The organism is Pseudomonas sp. HD6515 (assembly GCF_024971855.1).
In the GTDB taxonomy this organism is placed as follows: domain Bacteria; phylum Pseudomonadota; class Gammaproteobacteria; order Pseudomonadales; family Pseudomonadaceae; genus Aquipseudomonas; species Aquipseudomonas alloputida.
Genome location: NZ_CP079827.1, coordinates 415,869 through 435,009, shown reverse-complemented (window position 1 = coordinate 435,009; position 19,141 = coordinate 415,869). Strand labels below are relative to the sequence as shown.

Genomic DNA, 19,141 nt, shown 5'->3' with positions numbered 1-19,141 from the left:
GGTTGCAGCTGCATCCAGTCACCGGAGGGACCATGAGCTACGTTATAGACCGACGCCTGAACGGCAAGAACAAGAGCACGGTCAACCGCCAGCGCTTCCTGCGGCGGTACCGCGAACACATCAAGAAGGCCGTCGAAGAGGCGGTGAGCCGCCGTTCCATCATGGATATGGAACACGGCGAGCAGATCAGTATTCCCGGGCGCGACATCGACGAACCCGTCTTGCATCATGGTCGCGGGGGCAAACAGACCATCGTGCATCCTGGCAACAAAGAGTTCACTGCCGGTGAACACATCCCACGGCCGCAAGGCGGTGGAGGCGGTGGCGGTCGCGGCAAGGCCGGCAATTCCGGCGAGGGCATGGACGAGTTCGTCTTCCAGATCACCCAGGAAGAATTTCTCGAATTCATGTTCGAAGACCTCGAGTTACCCAACCTGGTCAAGCGTCACCTGACTGGCGCCGATACCTTCAAGACTGTTCGCGCCGGCATCGCCAACGAAGGCAACCCGTCACGCATCAACATCGTGCGCACCCTGCGCTCGGCCCATGCCCGGCGTATCGCCCTGACCGGCAGCAGCCGCGCCCTGCTGCGCGAAGCACAAAAGGAACTCGATCGCCTGCGGGTCGAAGAGCCAGACAATTTCACCGATATCCAGGAAGTCGAACAGGAAATCGAGCGCCTGAAGGCACGTATCAACCGCCTGCCCTTCCTCGACACCTTCGACCTCAAGTACAACCTGCTGGTCAAGCAACCCAACCCCAGCTCGAAGGCAGTGATGTTCTGCCTGATGGACGTATCCGGCTCCATGACCCAGGCCACCAAGGACATCGCAAAGCGCTTCTTCATCCTGCTGTACCTGTTCCTCAAGCGTAACTACGAGCGCATCGAAGTCGTGTTCATTCGCCACCACACCAGTGCCCGGGAAGTCGATGAAGAAGAGTTCTTCTACTCGCGGGAAACCGGCGGCACCATCGTCTCCAGTGCCCTCAAGCTGATGCAGGAGATCATGGCCGAGCGCTACCCGGCCAGCGACTGGAACATCTATGCCGCGCAGGCTTCTGATGGCGACAACTGGAACGACGACTCGCCCATCTGCCGCGACATCCTCTCCAAACAGATCATGCCGCATGTGCAGTACTACACTTACGTTGAGATCACCCCCCGTGAACACCAGGCGCTGTGGTATGAATACGAGCGTATCGGAGATGCTTTCCCCGACACGTTCGCCCAGCAGCAGTTGGTATCGGCCGGCGATATCTACCCGGTCTTCCGTGAACTCTTCCAGCGCAGGTTAGCCACATGACCGCCAGAGCACAGAGACGCCAACCCATTTCCACTGGGTCCGAGTGGACGTTCGAGCTGATCCAGACCTACGACCGGGAAATCAGCCGCTTGGCCGAGCGTTACGCCCTGGACACCTACCCCAACCAGATCGAGGTCATCACTGCCGAACAGATGATGGACGCCTACGCCTCGGTCGGCATGCCGCTGGGCTACCACCACTGGTCCTACGGCAAGCAGTTCCTCAGTACGGAAAAGTCCTACAGCCGCGGCCAGATGGGCCTGGCCTACGAGATCGTGATCAACTCCGACCCTTGTATCGCCTACCTGATGGAAGAAAACACCATGTGCATGCAGGCACTGGTGATTGCGCACGCGTGCTACGGCCATAACAGTTTTTTCAAAGGCAATTACCTGTTCCGTACCTGGACTGACGCCAGTTCGATCATCGACTATCTGGTGTTCGCCAAGCAGTACATCGCACAGTGCGAAGAGCGCCACGGTATCGATGCTGTGGAGGACTTGATCGACTCCTGCCATGCCCTGATGAACTACGGTGTCGACCGCTACAAGCGGCCTTACCCTATTTCTGCCGAAGAAGAGCGGCGCCGGCAACAGGAGCGCGAAGAGCACCTTCAGCGTCAGATCAACGACCTTTGGCGGACAATTCCGAAAAACGCCGAAAAGGGCAACGACCGCGATGAGGGGCGCTTCCCCGCCGAACCGCAGGAAAACATCCTGTATTTCATCGAGAAGAACGCCCCGCTGCTTGAACCCTGGCAGCGTGAAGTAGTGCGCATCGTGCGCAAGATCGCCCAGTACTTCTACCCGCAGCGCCAGACCCAGGTGATGAACGAAGGCTGGGCAACCTTCTGGCACTACACCCTGATGAACGACCTGTACGACGAGGGGCTGATTACCGAAGGCTTCATGATGGAGTTCTTGCAGTCGCACACCAGCGTGGTGTTCCAGCCCGGCTTCGACAGCCCGTACTACAGCGGCATCAACCCCTACGCGCTGGGCTTTGCGATGTACACCGACATCCGCCGCATGTGCGAAAACCCCACCGAAGAAGATCGCCACTGGTTCCCCGACATTGCCGGCAGTGACTGGCTTTCTACCATCAAGTTCGCCATGAGCAGCTTCAAGGACGAGAGCTTCATCCTGCAGTATCTGTCGCCCAAGGTGATGCGCGACCTCAAGCTGTTCAGCATCCTCGATGACGACCAACGCGACGACCTGCTGGTGCCCGCCATCCATGATGAGGCCGGCTACCGGGTGATTCGGGAGCAGCTGGCAGCGCAGTACAACCTCGGCAACCGTGAACCGAACGTACAGATCTGGAGCGTCGACCGCCGCGGAGACCGCTCGCTGACCCTGCGACACCAGCAACACAACCGCAAACCGCTGGGCGACTCGACCGACGAAGTGCTCAAGCACCTGCATCGCCTGTGGGGCTTCGATATCCACCTGGAGACCGTGCAAGGCGAGCAAGTGATGAGTACTCACCACATGCCGCCGCGCGGCGAGCATAGCGAAAGCGCCGACTACGGCCGCATGGACCTGGCTGTTATCCACCACCTCTGATGCAACCCCATGACCGCCGACGGGTTATCCTGTCGGCAGTTATGGAGAGCTGCACATGCACATCTACAAAGTTGGCGGCGCCGTGCGCGACCGCCTGCTCGGCCGCCCTGTCAGCGATATCGACTGGCTGGTGGTGGGCGCCACCGTCGAAGAAATGCTCGCCAAGGGCTACCGGCCGGTGGGTGCCGATTTCCCGGTGTTCCTGCACCCGAAAACCGGCGAGGAATACGCCCTGGCGCGCACCGAGCGCAAGAGTGGGCGAGGCTACGGCGGGTTCACTTTTCACGCCAGCCCCGACGTAACCCTGGAAGAGGACCTGATCCGTCGCGACCTCACCATCAATGCGATGGCCGAGGATGAGGCGGGCACGGTCTACGACCCCTACCAAGGCAGGAACGATCTGGATCAACGCCTGCTACGCCATGTTTCCCCGGCATTCGCCGAAGATCCTTTGCGCGTGCTGCGTGTTGCACGCTTTGCTGCCCGTTACGCACCACTGGGGTTCCGGGTTGCCGATGAAACCTTGGCGCTGATGCGCCAGATCAGTGCCTCGGGCGAACTGCAGGCACTCACTGCCGAGCGCAGCTGGAAGGAAATCGAGCGCGCGCTGATGGAAGTGCAACCGCAGGTGTTCTTCAAGGTGCTGAGCGCGTGCGGGGCCCTGCAGGAGCTGCTGCCAGAGCTCGATGACAGCTCCCGGACATTGGCGGCGCTGGAGCAGGCAGCGGCGCACGAACAACCGCTGCACGTGCGCTGGGCCTGCCTGTTGCGGGGGTTGGCACCGACATCGATCAAAGCCGTCAACCAGCGCCTGAAGGCACCGCGTGAGTGCCAGGAACTGGCCATGCTGACAGGGGAATGCCTGGCGCAGGGCAATCAGGCGCTCGAACTGCCTGCCACGGCACTGCTGGAGCTGTTGCAGAAGTTCGATGTGTACCGACGGCCGCAGCGATTTGAGGATTTTTTGATCGTTTGCGAGATGGCAGCGCGGGGCGATGGCGAGCAGGGTTACCCACAGGCCGATTACCTGCGAGGCGCAGCAGCGGCGGCGCGAGCGGTGGATGTGAAGCCGTTGGTGCAAGCCGGGCTCACGGGGCAGGCACTGGGCGAAGCACTCAAAGGTGAACGGCTGAAAGCGCTCGAGGCTTACCAGCGCGGTTAGACCTACCGGCCTCTTCGCGGGTAAACCCGCTCCTACAGGGGCACACATCGAGGGTTGGGCACAGCCCGTTGTAGGAGCGGGTTTACCCGCGAAAGGGCCGGACCTGCTGGCCAATTTCACCCGCGGTTCACCGTCGCAGCCGCCACCGTATCCGCGGGTAAACCCGCGAAGAGGCCGTTACAGGCTTAAGCGGGCGTCAACTGCAACCCGCGCCACTCAAAGGCGACCGGGGCCAGTACCTGATCGATCTGCGCTTCCTGCCACAGCTGCGCCATGCGCTTGCCCACCCCTGGATGCACCAGGTCGGGTGCCAGCAACGACAGCGGCCACAGCACAAAAGCGTTCTTCAGGATCTCGGCCCGGGGCAATACCAGCCCATCGAAGGCACCGTGCAAATCGTCATACATCAGCACGTCGATATCCAGCGGCAACCCTTTGCGGTCCGGGGCATAGCGGCCATTGTCGGCCTCGATGAACTTCAGCCGGCGGTCCAGCTCGATCAACGGCAACGCGGTTTGCCCGGTCACCACGAAGTTGATGAACGGCCCGCTCTTGATGCCCACCGCCTGGCTTTCGAATGCCGGCGAACAGCGCATGTCGGTCAGGATGCCAGCCAACGCATCGAGCCCGGCGCACAAATGCGCCTCACGGTCGATATTGCTGCCCAAGCCCAGGTAAACCGTGCTCAAAGACATCCGCGCTCGATCTCCACGCCTACACCACCACGGGCCGCCGGCACCGCGCCCGGCTTGGTCAGCTTCAAGCGCACCCAAGGGATGTGGAACTCGTCCATCAAGGTTGCCACCAGGCGCTCGGCAAATGTTTCAACCAGCTCGAAACGGGCCTGTTCGGCAAACGCCTGGATGCGCGCCGACACACTGGCGTAATCCAGCGCCAGGTTCAGGTCGTCTCCGGCGGCGGCCGGGCGGTTGTCCCAGGCAAAGCTCAGGTCCAGGCGCAAGCACTGGCGAATATCCCGCTCCCAGTCATAGGCACCGATAACGGTATCGACTTCCAGGCCTTCGATGAACACTCTGTCCAAGCACTTCTCTCCACAGCACGACAAGGGCGACTGGCGCCGTTAGAATCAGGGCGTCCTCGCCCGGAATAGTTAGCATGTTTTGGTTACTGGCGTTGCTCGCCTACCTGCTCGGCTCGCTGTCCTTCGCCATTGTTCTCAGCCGCCTCTCGGGCAGCCCGGACCCGCGTTCCAGCGGCTCAGGCAATGCCGGCGCCACCAACATGCTACGCCTGGCAGGCCGTAAACTGGCGATCCTGACCCTGCTTGGCGACCTGTGCAAGGGCCTTTTGCCGGTATTGCTCGCCCGCGTTGCCGGGCTGGACCTGCACGCGCAGGCCTGGGTGGGCATATGCGCGGTGCTGGGCCACCTGTTCCCCCTGTACTTCCGTTTCAAGGGCGGCAAGGGCGTGGCGACGGCTGCCGGCATGCTCATGGGCCTGTATTTCCCGGCCGCGCTGCTGGCCATCGGCGCCTGGCTGCTGACCTTCTACCTCACGCGTACCAGCTCACTGGCCGCACTGATTGCCACGCCACTCACCTTGCCATTGCTGGCCTGGCGCGAGCCCGAAGCCCTGCTGCCGATCAGCGTACTGACTGTGATGATCGTGTGGCGCCACCGCAACAACCTGCGCGACTTGTTTGCAGGGCGCGAACGGCACTTCTGAACCTTCGACGCGCTGCCTTACAGCGGCGGCAACTGTTCCATCGGCCAGCGTGCCTGCACGCTGATCGCCAGGTCTTGCTGCTGCCCGGCCAGCAGGCGCTGGCAACCGGCGTAGGCGATCATCGCACCATTGTCGGTACAGAATTGCGGGCGCGCGTAGTACACGTTGCCCTTGATGCTACCGAGCATGTCCTCCAGGGACGCGCGCAGGGCCTTGTTGGCACTCACGCCACCCGCGATGACCAGCCGCTTGAGGCCGGTCTGCTTGAGCGCCCGCTTGCACTTGATGGTCAAAGTCTCCACCACCGCCTGCTGGAATGCCAGGGACAGGTCGCAACGGGTTTGCTCACTGTCGTCGCCAGCATTCTTGCATTGCTGCCAGGTGTTCAGGGCGAAGGTCTTGAGGCCACTGAAGCTGAATTCCAGGCCTGGCCGATCGGTCATTGGCCGCGGGAACACGAAGCGCCCAGGCACACCTTGCTCGGCCAGACGCGCGATTTCCGGACCACCCGGGTAATTGAGGCCGATCAGCTTGGCGGTCTTGTCGAACGCTTCACCGGCAGCATCGTCCAGGCTCTCGCCCAACAGTTCGTACTGACCGATGCCATCGACCCGAACCAGCTGGGTATGGCCACCGGAAACCAACAAAGCGACGAACGGAAACGCTGGCGGGTTTTCTTCCAGCATGGGTGCCAGCAGGTGACCCTCCATGTGGTGCACACCGATCGCCGGGATGTCCCAGGCAAAGGCCAGCGCCTGGGCGCAGGAAGCGCCCACCAGCAAGGCACCGACCAGGCCGGGACCCGCGGTGTAGGCGATGGCGTCGATTTCGGTGGCAACGCAGCCTGCCTCGTCCAGCACCTGGCGGATGAGCGGCAGCATTCGCTTGACGTGATCACGCGAGGCAAGCTCGGGCACCACGCCGCCGAAGACGCGGTGCAGGTCGATCTGGCTGAACAGTGCGTCGGCCAACAAACCGCGTTCACTGTCGTATAATGCGACGCCGGTTTCGTCGCAGGATGTTTCCAATCCCAGTACTAGCATGGGCTCGTCCCTTGTGGGGGCTGAATTCGAAGCCGCGCATGATAGTCCCCGTGTCGGGTGCCGACCAGCGGTTTTCGATCAGAGGCTTTGCATTCCGGCTTGCTAAGGGTTAACATCCGCAACCCTTGAAAACCGACGTTCTCCAGCACACCTTTGTTTTGCCAGGAGCACGTCTACCCCGGTAATGAATTAAGGTAGCCCTGGATGCCAGCCGTCAAAGTTAAAGAGAACGAACCCTTCGACGTAGCTCTGCGTCGTTTCAAGCGCTCCTGCGAAAAAGCCGGTGTACTGGCTGAAGTTCGTAGCCGCGAGTTTTACGAGAAGCCGACCGCAGAGCGTAAGCGCAAAGCAGCTGCTGCTGTTAAGCGTCACGCCAAGAAAGTTCAGCGCGAACAGCGCCGCGCCGTTCGTCTGTACTAATACAGACGTTCAACGCAAAGCTTCTGCCCTGCCCGGCTAACCCCCGGGCGATGGCAGTGGTCGTTTCAAACTTGAGCAGCTAGCTCAAGGCCCTGCACAAGCTTCATGCGAACTGCATCATGGGCAACCTGCCTGAAACGTCAGAGCTGGTCCTCCTTGCTGTATGACCAGACGTGCACGTCCGACTGACGAGCCCTTAGGGGCTGGCGACGAGCACACATTCCCTCGCACTTCCCCAAGCAGCACTCGCCCCCTTCGGCGCGTGAGCGATTAGACTTGCCAGTTGCCAGATAACGAGACTGCCATGGCCGGGCTGATTCCCCAGAGTTTCATTGACGACCTGATCAACCGCCTCGACATCGTCGACGTGGTGAGTTCGCGCGTCCAGCTGAAAAAAACCGGCAAGAACTACTCGGCCTGCTGCCCGTTCCACAAAGAAAAAACCCCGTCCTTCACGGTCAGCCCCGACAAGCAGTTCTACTACTGCTTCGGCTGTGGCGCCGGTGGCAACGCCTTGGGCTTTGTCATGGACCACGACAACCTGGACTTCCCCCAGGCCGTCGAGGAACTGGCACGCGCCGCTGGCATGGAAGTCCCCCGCGAGCAAGGCCGCCGCGACCAGAAGCCGCGCCAGCCCACTGACTCGCCACTGTACCCGCTACTGGACGCCGCCTCGGAGTTTTACCGCCAGGCCCTGCGCAGCCACCCGTCACGCAAGGCAGCGGTGGACTACCTCAAGGGCCGCGGCCTGTCCGGGGAAATTGCCCGCGACTTCGGCCTGGGCTTTGCCCCGCCCGGCTGGGACAACCTGCTCAAGCACCTGGGTGCCGACACCCTGCAGCAGAAGGTGATGATCGATGCCGGCCTGCTGATCGAGAACGCCGAGAGCGGCAAGCGCTACGACCGCTTCCGCGACCGGGTGATGTTCCCGATACGTGACAGCCGCGGGCGCATCATCGCCTTCGGTGGCCGGGTGCTCGGCGACGACAAGCCCAAGTACCTGAACTCCCCGGAAACCCCGGTGTTCCACAAGGGACAGGAGCTGTACGGGCTGTACGAGGCGCGCAAGCACAACCGCAACCTCGACGAGATCATCGTCGTCGAGGGCTACATGGACGTCATTGCCCTGGCCCAGCAAGGCCTGCGCAATGCCGTGGCCACCCTTGGCACCGCCACCAGCGAAGAGCACCTCAAGCGCCTGTTCCGCGTGGTGCCCAGCGTGCTGTTCTGTTTTGACGGTGACCAGGCTGGGCGCAAGGCGGCCTGGCGCGCACTGGAATCGACATTGTCGAACCTGCAGGACGGCCGTCGCGCGCGCTTCCTGTTCCTGCCCGAAGGCGAAGACCCGGACAGCCTGGTGCGTGCCGAAGGTACCGACGCCTTCATGGCCCGTATCAACCAGCACGCCCAACCGCTGGCCGACTACTTCTTCGAGCAACTTGGCGTCGAAGCCGACCCGCGCTCACTGGAAGGCAAGGCGCATATGGCGACCTTGGCCGCACCGTTGATCGAAAAGATCCCCGGCGCCAACCTGCGTCAGCTGATGCGCAACCGCCTGAAGGAAATCACCGGCCTCGACCCGCAGCAGGTCGAGCAGCTGGCGCAGCAAGCGCCGGCGACCAGCAGCATGCCGGACTACGACCCTGGCTACGATTACGACGCCATGGCCAGCTACACCCCCGACTACGGCGACATGCCGCAGCACGACTATGCCCCCGTTCATCAGGAGCAGGCATGGAAACCCAACAAGGGTGGTAGCAAGAAGCCGTGGAGTGACAAACCCTGGGACAAGAACCGCAAGGGCGGCAAGCCCTGGCAGCAACGCGACGAAGCACCTCCCCGCGTGCCAGCACCGGTCGAGCCGCCCACCCTGGCCGCGCTGCGCACCCTGCTGCACCACCCACTGCTGGCAGGCAAGGTGGAAGATGCCAGCCACTTCGCCGACGAAGAACACCTGTACAGCCAGCTGCTGGTGGCGTTGATCGAAGCCGCGCAGAAAAATCCTGGGCTAAGCTCAATGCAGTTGATCGCACGTTGGCATGGCACCGAACAGGGCCGCCTGCTGCGGGCCCTGGCGGAAAAGGAATGGCTTATCGTGGCCGACAACCTTGAACAACAGTTTTTCGACACTATAACTAGCTTGTCCGCCCGCCAACGCGAGCGCAGCCTGGAACAACTGCTCAGGAAATCACGTCAAAGCGAATTGACCAGCGAGGAAAAAACCCAGCTCCTCGCCCTGCTGAGCCGAAATGTTCCCGCACAAACGCCGACCTCATCTGGCGCGTGAGGCCCATGCTCGGGTATAATCCTCGGCTTGTTTTTTGCCCGCCAAGACCTTCAGTGGATAGGGTGTTATGTCCGGAAAAGCGCAACAGCAGTCTCGTATCAAAGAGTTGATCACCCGCGGTCGTGAGCAGGGCTACCTGACTTACGCGGAGGTCAACGACCACCTGCCTGAGGATATTTCAGATCCGGAACAGGTGGAAGACATCATCCGCATGATCAACGACATGGGGATCAACGTATTCGAGAGTGCTCCGGATGCGGATGCCCTTCTGTTGGCGGAAGCCGACACCGATGAAGCCGCGGCCGAAGAAGCCGCTGCTGCATTGGCGGCAGTTGAAACCGATATCGGCCGCACGACCGACCCGGTGCGCATGTACATGCGCGAAATGGGTACTGTCGAGCTGCTGACCCGCGAAGGCGAGATCGAAATCGCCAAGCGTATCGAGGAAGGCATTCGTGAAGTCATGGGCGCTATCGCCCACTTCCCGGGCACTGTCGACTACATTCTCGGCGAATATGATCGCGTCACCACCGAGGGTGGCCGCCTGTCGGACGTTCTCAGCGGTTACATCGACCCTGACGACAACATTGCCGCGCCAACCGAAGAAGTGCCGATCCCAGGCGCCAAGGCCGCTGCGGCGAAGGAAGAGTCCGACGACGACGAAGAAGAATCCGAAAGCGGTGACGACGAGGAAGAGGCCGAGAGCGGCCCGGACCCGGTAGTCGCAGCCCAACGCTTCGGTGCGGTATCCGATCAGCTTCAGGCGACCTCCAAGGTCCTGAAGAAAAATGGTCGTAACCACAAGGAAAGCATCGAGGCCCTGCAGGCCCTGGCTGACCTGTTCATGCCGATCAAACTGGTACCGAAGCAGTTCGAGGTACTGGTCGAGCGTGTACGTGATGCCCTGAACCGTCTGCGGCAGCAAGAACGCGCCATCATGCAGCTCTGCGTACGTGACGCCCGCATGCCGCGAGCCGACTTCCTGCGCATGTTCCCAAGCAACGAAACCGACCAGACCTGGAGCGGTGACCTGGCCAAGCGCAACACCAAGTGGGCTGCCGCCCTGGGTGAAAAGAACGCTGCCATCGTCGCTTGCCAACAGAAGCTGATCGACCTTGAGACCGAAACCGGCCTGACCGTTGCCGAGATCAAGGAAATCAACCGTCGCATGTCGATCGGTGAAGCCAAGGCCCGCCGCGCCAAGAAAGAAATGGTCGAGGCGAACCTGCGTCTGGTGATTTCCATCGCCAAGAAGTACACCAACCGTGGCCTGCAGTTCCTCGACCTGATCCAGGAAGGCAACATCGGTCTGATGAAAGCGGTGGACAAGTTCGAATACCGTCGCGGCTACAAGTTCTCGACCTATGCCACCTGGTGGATCCGTCAGGCGATCACCCGTTCGATCGCCGACCAGGCACGCACCATCCGGATTCCGGTGCACATGATCGAGACGATCAACAAGCTCAACCGTATTTCCCGCCAAATGCTGCAGGAAATGGGTCGCGAACCGACTCCGGAAGAGCTGGGCGAGCGCATGGAAATGCCTGAGGACAAAATCCGCAAGGTACTGAAGATCGCCAAAGAGCCGATCTCCATGGAAACCCCGATCGGTGACGACGAAGATTCGCACCTGGGCGACTTCATCGAGGACTCGACCATGCAGTCCCCGATCGACGTAGCCACGGTCGAAAGCCTCAAGGAAGCCACCCGTGACGTGCTCTCGGGCCTGACCGCACGTGAAGCCAAGGTGCTGCGCATGCGTTTCGGTATCGACATGAACACCGACCACACCCTCGAAGAGGTGGGCAAGCAGTTTGACGTAACGCGTGAGCGGATCCGTCAGATCGAAGCGAAGGCGTTGCGCAAGCTGCGCCACCCGACTCGCAGCGAGCACCTGCGCTCCTTCCTCGACGAGTGATGACAAAACCCCGGCCCAGGCCGGGGTTTTTCTTTAGTGGCCCGAGACATAAAGCCCGCCTTCCGTTGCACACCTGCAGCAATGCCCGTCTACACTCGACTGCAGACCACCTGAGTGCGAGGCTGCCATGTCCTTGAAGCCGGCCATTCTGTTGCTGATCCTGATTTTGTGGAACACAACGGCCGGCGCCCTGACCCTGACAGATGAGGAGAACGCCTGGCTGGCTGCCCACCCGCAGCTGAAACTGGGTGTAGACGCCTCTTGGCCACCGTTCGAGTTTCGCGACCAGGAGGGCCGGTACCAGGGATTGGCCGCCGACTACATCGCCATGATCCAGCAGCGCCTGGGCGTGACGTTCAAACCGGTCGAACCCAGCAGCTGGACCGAGGTGCTGGCGCAAGCGCGGGAAAGCCGTATCGACCTGCTGCCCGGCATCATGTCCACCCCCGAACGCCAGGGCTTCCTGGCTTTCACTCGCCCGTACCTCGACTTCCCCATTGTCATCCTCGCGCACAAAGGCGGCGCACAACCGCGCAAGCTGGCTGACCTGTACGGCCTGAAAATTGCCGTGGTCGAGAACTACGCCCCGCACGAGTTGCTGCGTACCCACCACCCGGACCTCAACCTGGTTGCCCTGCCAAACGTCAGCTCCACGCTGCAAGCCCTGGCCACCGACCAAGTGGATGCCGTGGTCGGCGACCTCGCTTCCAGTATCTGGAGCCTGCGCCAACTCAAGCTCGACGGCCTCTACGTCAGCGGCGAAACACCCTACCGCTACCAGTTGGCGATGGCCGTTCCCCGCGACAAGAGCGTGCTGGTCGGCATCCTCGACAAAGTGATGGCCGACATGAGCAGCAGCGAAATCAGCCAGATCCAGCAGCACTGGGTGGGCAATGTGGTCGACCAGCGGATGTTCTGGTCCGACCTGCTGGTGTATGGCCTGCCAACGGTGCTGTTGCTGATGGCTGTGCTGGCAGTGGTCATTCGCATCAACCGCCGGCTCAGCTCGGAAATTTCCCGGCGCATCGCCCTTGAGCAAGAACTGCGCAGCAGCGAGTACCACTACCGCGGCCTGGTCGAGAGCCTGTCAGCCATCGCCTGGGAAGCCGATGCCAACGACTTCACCTACAGCTACGTTTCACCCCATGCCGAAGATCTGCTCGGCTACCCATTGAGTGACTGGCTCAGGCCCGGTTTCTGGCGCAGTATCCTGCACCCGGAGGACGCGCTCTGGGTCCAGGCCTACTGCGACAGCGAGACCGCAGCGGGGCGCGACCACAGCCTGGACTACCGGGTGATCCGGGCTGACGGTCAGCCCCTTTGGATACGCAACATCGTCAGTATGATCGAGCACGGCCACCAGCCAGTGATGCGCGGGCTGATGATCGACATCAGCGAAACCAAGCGCACGGAGGATGCCCTGCGTCTGTCCGAACAGAAGTTCGCCTCGGTATTCCAGCAGTGCCCCGATATCTTGCTCATCGCCCGCCACAGCGATGGCTGCCTGCTGGAGGTGAACGAGGCTTTCGAAGAGCAGATCGGACTGCCCCCAGACCAGGTCATAGGCCGCACTGCCACCGACCTTGACCTGTGGGGCGTAGAGGGCAGTGGCCCGCTCCTGCTTCAAAGGTTGCACCAAGGGGGTATCCGTAACCTGGAAATGAGCTTCCGCCGCAGCAACGGCCAACTGTTCACCGGCCTGACTTCGGCTGAAACCTTCGAACTGGACGGCACACCCGCGCTGGTAGTGGCGGTACGCGACATCAGCCAGCTCAAGGAGACCCAGCAGCAGCTGCAAACTTCTGAAGAAAAGTTCGCAAAGGCCTTCCACGCTTCGCCCGACGGCCTGCTGCTGTCGCGCCAGAGCGACGGTTTGCTGCTGGAGGTGAACGAAGGCTTCTGCCGCCTCACCGGCTACGACCTCAACCCAACCATTGACCAGACCTCGCTGGACCTGGGTATCTGGGTCGACCTCAACGAGCGCAAACGCCTGGTCGACCAGCTCAACCGTGACGGCTTCGTGCGCGACTTCACCTGCCATATCCGCCGCAGCGACGGGCAGATCCGACTGTGCGAGCTGTCCGCCCGGCCCCTGCCGATTACCGGCGTCGACTGCATGCTGACCATCGCCCGCGACATCACCGAGCGTCACCTGATGCAAGAAAAACTGCAGCTGGCCGCCACTGTGTTCGAGAACACTGCCGAAGGGGTGCTGATTACCGACATTGACCAGCGCATCAGTGCCGTCAACCGCGCCTTCAGCGAAATCACCGGCTACAGCGAGATCGAGGCCCTCGGCCAGACCCCGCGCCTGCTCGCCTCTGGCCAGCACGACAGCGCTTTCTATCTGGCCATGTGGCACCAGCTTACCGCCGAGGGCCACTGGCAGGGCGAAATCTACAACAAGCGCAAGAACGGCGAACTTTACCCAAGCTGGCTGACCATCAGCGCCGTGCGCAACAGCGACCGCGAGATCACCCACTTCGTGGCGGTTTTTGCAGACATCTCCAGCATCAAGCACGCCCAGGCCAAACTCGACTATCAGGCCCACCACGATCCGCTGACCGGCCTGCCCAATCGCACCTTGTTCGAAAACCGGCTGCAGGGCGTACTCACCTGCGCGCAGGTGTCCAACCGCCAAGGCGCAGTGCTGTTCCTGGACCTCGACCGCTTCAAGCACATCAACGACAGCCTTGGCCACCCGGTCGGCGACCTGCTGCTCAAGGGCATCGCCCAGCGCCTGAAAGAGCAGGTACGCGATGTTGACACCGTAGCCCGCCTGGGTGGCGACGAATTCATCATTTTGCTGCCCGGCTTGCACAGGCCCAGTGACGCCAGCACTATCGCCAACAAACTACTGGCCTGCTTCAACGCCCCGTTCCAGGCCGGCGAGCATGAGTTTTTCACCAGCGCCAGCATCGGCATCAGTCTTTACCCACAGGATGGCACTGACGTCTCCACACTGATCCGCAACGCCGACGCCGCCATGTACCGCTCCAAGGCCAAAGGCCGCAACCGCGTCGAAGCCTACACCCGCGACCTCACCGCCCAGGCCAGCGAGCGCATCGCCCTGGAGCATGAGCTGCGCCGGGCCGTCGAACGCAACGAAATGAGCCTGTGCTTCCAGCCCAAGCTCAGCCTGAAGACCCAGAGCCTGGTGGGTGCCGAAGCGCTGATCCGCTGGAGCCACCCGACCTTTGGTGAGGTACCGCCGGAACACTTCATCCACTTGGCGGAAGAAAATGGCACCATCCTGCAGCTCGGCGACTGGGTACTGGAGCAAGCCTGCCGGCAGATGCAGGCCTGGAAGCAGCACTACGAACCCTTCGGCCCGCTGTCGATCAACCTTGCCGGCGCCCAGCTGCGCCACCCACACCTGGCACGGCGCATCGAACAACTGCTCAAGCACTACCAGCTGAGGGCCGGTGACCTGCAGCTGGAAATCACCGAGAACTTCATCATGAGCCAGGCAGAGGAGGCCTTGGCCGTGCTGTACCAACTGAAAAAACTGGGTGTACAGCTAGCCATCGACGACTTTGGCACCGGCTATTCCTCACTGAGCTACCTGAAGCGCCTGCCGCTGGACATCCTCAAGATCGACAAGTCGTTCATCCGCGGCCTGCCCGACGATCCACACGACGCCGCCATTGCCCGGGCAATCATTGCCCTGGGCCGCAGCATGCAGTTGACCATCATTGCCGAAGGCGTGGAGAACCAGGCCCAGCAACGTTTTCTGGCGGCCGAGGGCTGCGAGCAGATCCAGGGCTACATCGTCAGCCTCCCGCTACCGCCAGAGGAATTCGCGGCCGCGTTTCTTCGCATAGCACTATCGGATCTTTCAGATGGCACAGGTGCGAAACCCTCGTTATAATCCGCCCACTTACTGAGGGCCTATAGCTCAGTCGGTTAGAGCAGAGGACTCATAATCCTTTGGTCCACGGTTCGAGTCCGTGTGGGCCCACCAGCTTACAAGCCGCGCACTGCGCGGCTTTTTCATGCCCGCAAGAAATAAATGTTCGGGGCGTGTACATCCAGCGCAGCGGCGCCGAGCGCATGACCTTGGAAGTGGCGCTGAAACACCATCTCAGCGAAATCAGCCCCACCAAGAAGCCGATCACCCAGCACGCCGATAATCGCGGAAAGGTGCCCTATCGATACTTCAAGCCAAACACCCTAGCTTGAGGATCAGACAATGAGCCGAATAGCCGCCATTATCAGCTCACAAAATGAGCCGAATATGCTCGCTAATCGGCTCACAGATGAGCAAGCCTATGAATGAACCTGGGCCTGCCCCGTGACAACGGACGCCAAGAAGCTGGCTACAGAGCCAACTGCCTCAAGCCTTTTGCGTATTCGTTCGGTGCGCTCATCACTGGCGCGGCGCCTGGGGATAAACGAAGAAGGCCGCACCACTGCATGATCCAGTCCATCGGGCGAGGCCATCAACCATGGGCAACCCCATCAGAACCCTCCCAGCCTGCTCCACCGCCCCCTCTGCCAACGTCCGCAAATGTACCGCTGTTGGTTAATCCCCTCCCGGACGCATCTCGACCTGCCGTGGGTTGAAGAAGGTCATGCCAGGCGGAATATCCCGCGTAACCAACGACATCGCGCCAATCACCACGTCATCGCCAATGTCGATGCGATCAGCAACGATGCAACTGTTGGCGCCCATGCTCACGTTGTCACCAATGCGCAGTGCGTACTCCTGCAACCCCAGGGTCTTGATGCCGATCGAGCAGTTCTGCCGGATGAAGAAGTTGCGCCCGATGCTCACATACCGGGTAATCACCACCCCCGGCAGGTGCGCGATGCGCAGGCCGGGGGCAATCTGGGCGCCGATGTCGATGTCCACCCCATACTTGAGGTTGAGCCGCTGTTGCATGCGCCGGGCGTGACGCCGGGCAAGGCCGCCGCGGGCGTCGAGGTACTGGGCCAGGCGATAGGCGAAGAGGAAACGCAGTTTGTTGTCCTTGCGTGCGCGGCGCAGCACGTTGAACAGCAGGCTGATAGGGCGTCCGGGCCTTTTCTTGTTGGAGACTTCCAGTCGCCAGCATTCGAGCAGGTGGTCGAGGTTCACGCTGAGGTTCCCGTTGAACTAGCACTTCATCATGCCGAATTAGTGTCGAAGACGCAGCCTTCGGACATGCGCGGCCGTTCTAACCCAAAGTGCCAAGCCGACGCCGTCAACGGTGATCGACTGTACCTGGCCTTGCCCTGATTGGCACAGGCTGGCTAGGCTAGCGGGCCAACCGTAGAGACTCGCCATGTCGGATTCCCGCTCCATCACGCTGGATGAAATCGATCGCCAGCTGATCGCCCTGCTGCAGATCAACGCCCGCGAAAGCGTCGCCACCCTCGCCCGCCAGTTGGGAATCGCCCGCACCACCGTCAATTCGCGCCTGGAGCGGCTGGAGAAAAACAAGGTTATCTCCGGCTATGGCGTACGCCTGGGCCAGAGTGTGATAGGCGGCGGGTTGCAGGCGTATGTCGGGATCAAGGTGCAGCCACGCTCCGGCAAGGACGTGGTGCGGCGCCTGAGTGCCATGGGCCAGGTGCAGCAGCTGTGTGCGGTAAGCGGCGAATTCGACTATGTGGCCTGGCTGCGTACGGACTCGCCCGAGCAGCTGGATCAGTTGCTCGACCAGATTGGCAGTGTCGACGGGGTGGAGAAAACCACCACGTCGATCATTCTCAGCAGCAAGGTGGACCGTGGACAGCCGCTTTGAACGGACTGGCGCTCGGGTGAGGTTAGCGGGCGTGGGTCAGTTCTAGATTTCGCGGCAGGAGCCGGTTGTAGGAGCGGGTTTACCCGCGAATAGGGCAGAGAATCTACCGACGCATTCGCGGGTGAACCCGCTCCTACAAAGGGCCAGGGCGGTTTGTGAACTACCTCGACCGCCTGCCTCGTCTTAATGAACATAAGCTTAATCATTACGACGAAACTAACTACATTCAGACAACACTCTGCACCTTAATAACGAACACCTCACTCCCTAAAATGACCCCCAGGCATCTCCTATACTCAGGCTCCGCTCCTCGCGCAGCCTCTCTGGCAAGGTCATTTCATGAACAAGAAGAACCGCCACCCCGCCGACGGCAAGAAGCCGATCACCATTTTCGGCCCGGACTTCCCTTTTGCTTTCGACGACTGGCTGGAACACCCGGCAGGCCTGGGCAGCATTCCGGCTGAGCGCCATGGGGAAGAGGTGGCCATTGTCGGTGCCGGTATCGCCGGCCTGGTAGCGGCCTACGAGCTGATGAAGCTGGGCCTCAAGCCGGTGGTGTACGAGGCTTCCAAGCTGGGCGGCCGGCTGCGCTCGCAAGCCTTCAATGGCACTGACGGGATCGTTGCCGAACTGGGTGGCATGCGCTTCCCGGTGTCGTCCACCGCCTTCTACCACTACGTCGACAAGCTGGGCCTGGAAACCAAGCCCTTCCCCAACCCGCTGACCCCGGCTTCGGGCAGCACGGTGATCGACCTGGAAGGCCAGACCTACTACGCCGAGAAGCCCACCGACCTGCCACAACTGTTTCATGAGGTAGCCGACGCCTGGGCCGATGCGCTGGAGAGCGGTGCGCAGTTCGCCGATATCCAGCAGGCCATCCGCGACCGTGATGTACCGCGCCTGAAGGAACTTTGGAACAAGCTGGTGCCGCTGTGGGACGACCGCACCTTCTACGACTTCGTCGCCACCTCGCGCTCTTTTGCCAAGCTGAGCTTCCAGCACCGCGAAGTGTTCGGCCAGGTCGGTTTCGGCACCGGCGGTTGGGACTCGGACTTCCCCAACTCGATGCTGGAAATCTTCCGCGTGGTGATGACCAACTGCGACGACCACCAGCACCTGGTGGTCGGGGGCGTGGAACAAGTGCCACAAGGCATCTGGCGCCACGTACCGGAACGCTGCGTGCATTGGCCAGAGGGCACCAGCCTGAGCACGCTGCATGGCGGCGCACCGCGTACCGGTGTCAAGCGCATTGCCCGCGCCACCGATGGCCGCCTGGCGGTCACCGACAACTGGGGCGATACCCGCCACTACAGCGCAGTACTCGCCACCTGCCAGACCTGGTTGCTGACCACCCAGATCGACTGCGAAGAATCGCTGTTCTCGCAAAAGATGTGGATGGCCCTGGACCGTACCCGCTACATGCAGTCGTCGAAAACCTTCGTCATGGTCGACCGCCCGTTCTGGAAGGACAAGGACCCGGAAACCGGCCGTGACCTGCTGAGCATGACCCTCACCGATCGCCTCACCCGCGGCACTTACCTGTTCGACAACGGCAACGACAAGCCCGGGGTGATCTGCCTGTCATACTCGTGGATGAGCGACGCGCTGAAGATGCTGCCGCACCCGGTGGAGAAGCGCGTACAACTGGCCCTGGATGCGCTGAAGAAGATCTACCCGAAGACCGATATCGCCGGCCACATCATCGGCGACCCGATCACGGTTTCCTGGGAGGCCGACCCGTACTTCCTCGGCGCCTTCAAAGGCGCGCTTCCGGGCCATTACCGCTACAACCAGCGCATGTACGCGCACTTCATGCAGCAGGACATGCCGGCAGAGCAGCGCGGTATCTTCATTGCTGGTGACGACGTGTCATGGACCCCCGCCTGGGTTGAAGGCGCGGTGCAGACGTCGCTGAATGCAGTGTGGGGTATCATGAACCACTTTGGTGGCCACACCCACCCCGACAACCCGGGCCCGGGCGATGTGTTCAACGAAATCGGCCCGATCGCCCTAGCGGATTGAGACAA

14 protein-coding genes, 1 tRNA gene and 1 pseudogene are annotated in these 19,141 nt (G+C 61.5%); 12 read left to right on the top strand and 4 right to left on the bottom strand.

All coding sequences use genetic code 11. The features are described from left to right. Positions 1 to 32 precede the first annotated feature (32 nt). Genes KW568_RS01905 through KW568_RS01895 form a run of 3 tightly spaced genes read left to right on the top strand, consistent with a single transcriptional unit; the run spans position 33 to position 4,031 of the window. A complete protein-coding gene (locus KW568_RS01905) occupies positions 33 to 1,304 on the top strand; it encodes a YeaH/YhbH family protein (protein ID WP_003255564.1) in 1,272 nt (423 codons plus the stop codon). Beyond that, complete coding sequence (locus KW568_RS01900) at positions 1,301 to 2,869, top strand: SpoVR family protein (protein WP_003255566.1); 1,569 nt, start codon at positions 1,301 to 1,303, stop codon at positions 2,867 to 2,869. The genes KW568_RS01905 and KW568_RS01900 overlap by 4 nt, the downstream gene beginning before the upstream one ends. 55 nt (positions 2,870 to 2,924) lie before the next feature. Beyond that, positions 2,925 to 4,031: a multifunctional CCA addition/repair protein gene (locus tag KW568_RS01895; protein WP_004576190.1), complete on the top strand. Its 1,107-nt coding sequence runs from the start codon at positions 2,925 to 2,927 to the stop codon at positions 4,029 to 4,031. A gap of 185 nt (positions 4,032 to 4,216) precedes the next feature. Here the strand turns inward: KW568_RS01895 and folK are convergent, their stop codons facing one another. Then, the gene (gene folK / locus KW568_RS01890) at positions 4,217 to 4,726 is read right to left on the bottom strand and encodes a 2-amino-4-hydroxy-6-hydroxymethyldihydropteridine diphosphokinase (protein ID WP_004576189.1); all 510 of its coding nucleotides are present in this window, start codon (positions 4,724 to 4,726) and stop codon (positions 4,217 to 4,219) included. Then, a complete protein-coding gene (folB, locus tag KW568_RS01885) occupies positions 4,717 to 5,073 on the bottom strand; it encodes a dihydroneopterin aldolase (protein ID WP_004576188.1) in 357 nt (118 codons plus the stop codon). Before folB ends, folK begins: the two co-directional genes overlap by 10 nt. A gap of 74 nt (positions 5,074 to 5,147) precedes the next feature. Here folB and plsY point away from each other — a divergent pair, with 74 nt between their 5' ends. Next, the gene (gene plsY / locus KW568_RS01880) at positions 5,148 to 5,717 is read left to right on the top strand and encodes a glycerol-3-phosphate 1-O-acyltransferase PlsY (RefSeq protein ID WP_004576187.1); all 570 of its coding nucleotides are present in this window, start codon (positions 5,148 to 5,150) and stop codon (positions 5,715 to 5,717) included. 17 nt (positions 5,718 to 5,734) lie between these two features. On the opposite strand, the gene tsaD is transcribed toward plsY, so the two are convergent. Beyond that, positions 5,735 to 6,760 carry a tRNA (adenosine(37)-N6)-threonylcarbamoyltransferase complex transferase subunit TsaD gene (tsaD, locus tag KW568_RS01875; RefSeq protein WP_003255574.1) on the bottom strand — a complete coding sequence of 342 codons (1,026 nt, stop codon included), beginning with the start codon at positions 6,758 to 6,760 and terminating at the stop codon, positions 5,735 to 5,737. 204 nt (positions 6,761 to 6,964) lie between these two features. Here tsaD and rpsU point away from each other — a divergent pair, with 204 nt between their 5' ends. From rpsU to KW568_RS01845, 6 genes and pseudogenes are all read left to right on the top strand, one after another. Next, on the top strand, positions 6,965 to 7,180 hold the full coding sequence (gene rpsU / locus KW568_RS01870) for a 30S ribosomal protein S21 (protein WP_003255575.1): 216 nt from the start codon (positions 6,965 to 6,967) through the stop codon (positions 7,178 to 7,180). A 304-nt stretch (positions 7,181 to 7,484) separates the two neighbouring features. After that, positions 7,485 to 9,467 carry a DNA primase gene (gene dnaG / locus KW568_RS01865; protein WP_003255577.1) on the top strand — a complete coding sequence of 661 codons (1,983 nt, stop codon included), beginning with the start codon at positions 7,485 to 7,487 and terminating at the stop codon, positions 9,465 to 9,467. Positions 9,468 to 9,534: 67 nt separating this feature from the next. Next, positions 9,535 to 11,385: an RNA polymerase sigma factor RpoD gene (gene rpoD / locus KW568_RS01860; protein WP_003255578.1), complete on the top strand. Its 1,851-nt coding sequence runs from the start codon at positions 9,535 to 9,537 to the stop codon at positions 11,383 to 11,385. A 127-nt stretch (positions 11,386 to 11,512) separates the two neighbouring features. Next, on the top strand, positions 11,513 to 15,256 hold the full coding sequence (locus tag KW568_RS01855) for a bifunctional diguanylate cyclase/phosphodiesterase (protein WP_004576186.1): 3,744 nt from the start codon (positions 11,513 to 11,515) through the stop codon (positions 15,254 to 15,256). Positions 15,257 to 15,272: 16 nt separating this feature from the next. Then, positions 15,273 to 15,349: transfer RNA gene (locus KW568_RS01850), tRNA-Ile, on the top strand. Positions 15,350 to 15,399: 50 nt separating this feature from the next. Next, positions 15,400 to 15,516: pseudogene (locus KW568_RS01845) on the top strand (site-specific integrase); the annotation flags it as partial. Positions 15,517 to 15,910: 394 nt separating this feature from the next. Here KW568_RS01845 and KW568_RS01835 read toward each other — a convergent pair. Further along, complete coding sequence (locus tag KW568_RS01835; protein WP_004576184.1) at positions 15,911 to 16,465, bottom strand: serine acetyltransferase; 555 nt, start codon at positions 16,463 to 16,465, stop codon at positions 15,911 to 15,913. 187 nt (positions 16,466 to 16,652) lie between these two features. On the opposite strand from KW568_RS01835, the gene KW568_RS01830 reads away from it, so the two are divergent. Both KW568_RS01830 and KW568_RS01825 read left to right on the top strand, forming a co-directional pair. After that, positions 16,653 to 17,114: an Lrp/AsnC family transcriptional regulator gene (locus KW568_RS01830; protein ID WP_003255583.1), complete on the top strand. Its 462-nt coding sequence runs from the start codon at positions 16,653 to 16,655 to the stop codon at positions 17,112 to 17,114. Positions 17,115 to 17,453: 339 nt separating this feature from the next. Then, complete coding sequence (locus KW568_RS01825) at positions 17,454 to 19,136, top strand: NAD(P)/FAD-dependent oxidoreductase (protein ID WP_004576183.1); 1,683 nt, start codon at positions 17,454 to 17,456, stop codon at positions 19,134 to 19,136. Positions 19,137 to 19,141: the final 5 nt, after the last annotated feature.

Coding starts and splice junctions, on each gene's coding strand:
- plsY (WP_004576187.1), top strand. CDS start 5,148: ATGTTTTGGTTACTGGCGTTGCTCGCCTACCTGCTCGGCTCGCTGTCC.
- KW568_RS01825 (WP_004576183.1), top strand. CDS start 17,454: ATGAACAAGAAGAACCGCCACCCCGCCGACGGCAAGAAGCCGATCACC.
- KW568_RS01905 (WP_003255564.1), top strand. CDS start 33: ATGAGCTACGTTATAGACCGACGCCTGAACGGCAAGAACAAGAGCACG.
- rpoD (WP_003255578.1), top strand. CDS start 9,535: ATGTCCGGAAAAGCGCAACAGCAGTCTCGTATCAAAGAGTTGATCACC.
- rpsU (WP_003255575.1), top strand. CDS start 6,965: ATGCCAGCCGTCAAAGTTAAAGAGAACGAACCCTTCGACGTAGCTCTG.
- KW568_RS01900 (WP_003255566.1), top strand. CDS start 1,301: ATGACCGCCAGAGCACAGAGACGCCAACCCATTTCCACTGGGTCCGAG.
- KW568_RS01895 (WP_004576190.1), top strand. CDS start 2,925: ATGCACATCTACAAAGTTGGCGGCGCCGTGCGCGACCGCCTGCTCGGC.
- dnaG (WP_003255577.1), top strand. CDS start 7,485: ATGGCCGGGCTGATTCCCCAGAGTTTCATTGACGACCTGATCAACCGC.
- folK (WP_004576189.1), bottom strand. CDS start 4,726: ATGTCTTTGAGCACGGTTTACCTGGGCTTGGGCAGCAATATCGACCGT.
- KW568_RS01830 (WP_003255583.1), top strand. CDS start 16,653: ATGTCGGATTCCCGCTCCATCACGCTGGATGAAATCGATCGCCAGCTG.
- KW568_RS01855 (WP_004576186.1), top strand. CDS start 11,513: ATGTCCTTGAAGCCGGCCATTCTGTTGCTGATCCTGATTTTGTGGAAC.
- tsaD (WP_003255574.1), bottom strand. CDS start 6,760: ATGCTAGTACTGGGATTGGAAACATCCTGCGACGAAACCGGCGTCGCA.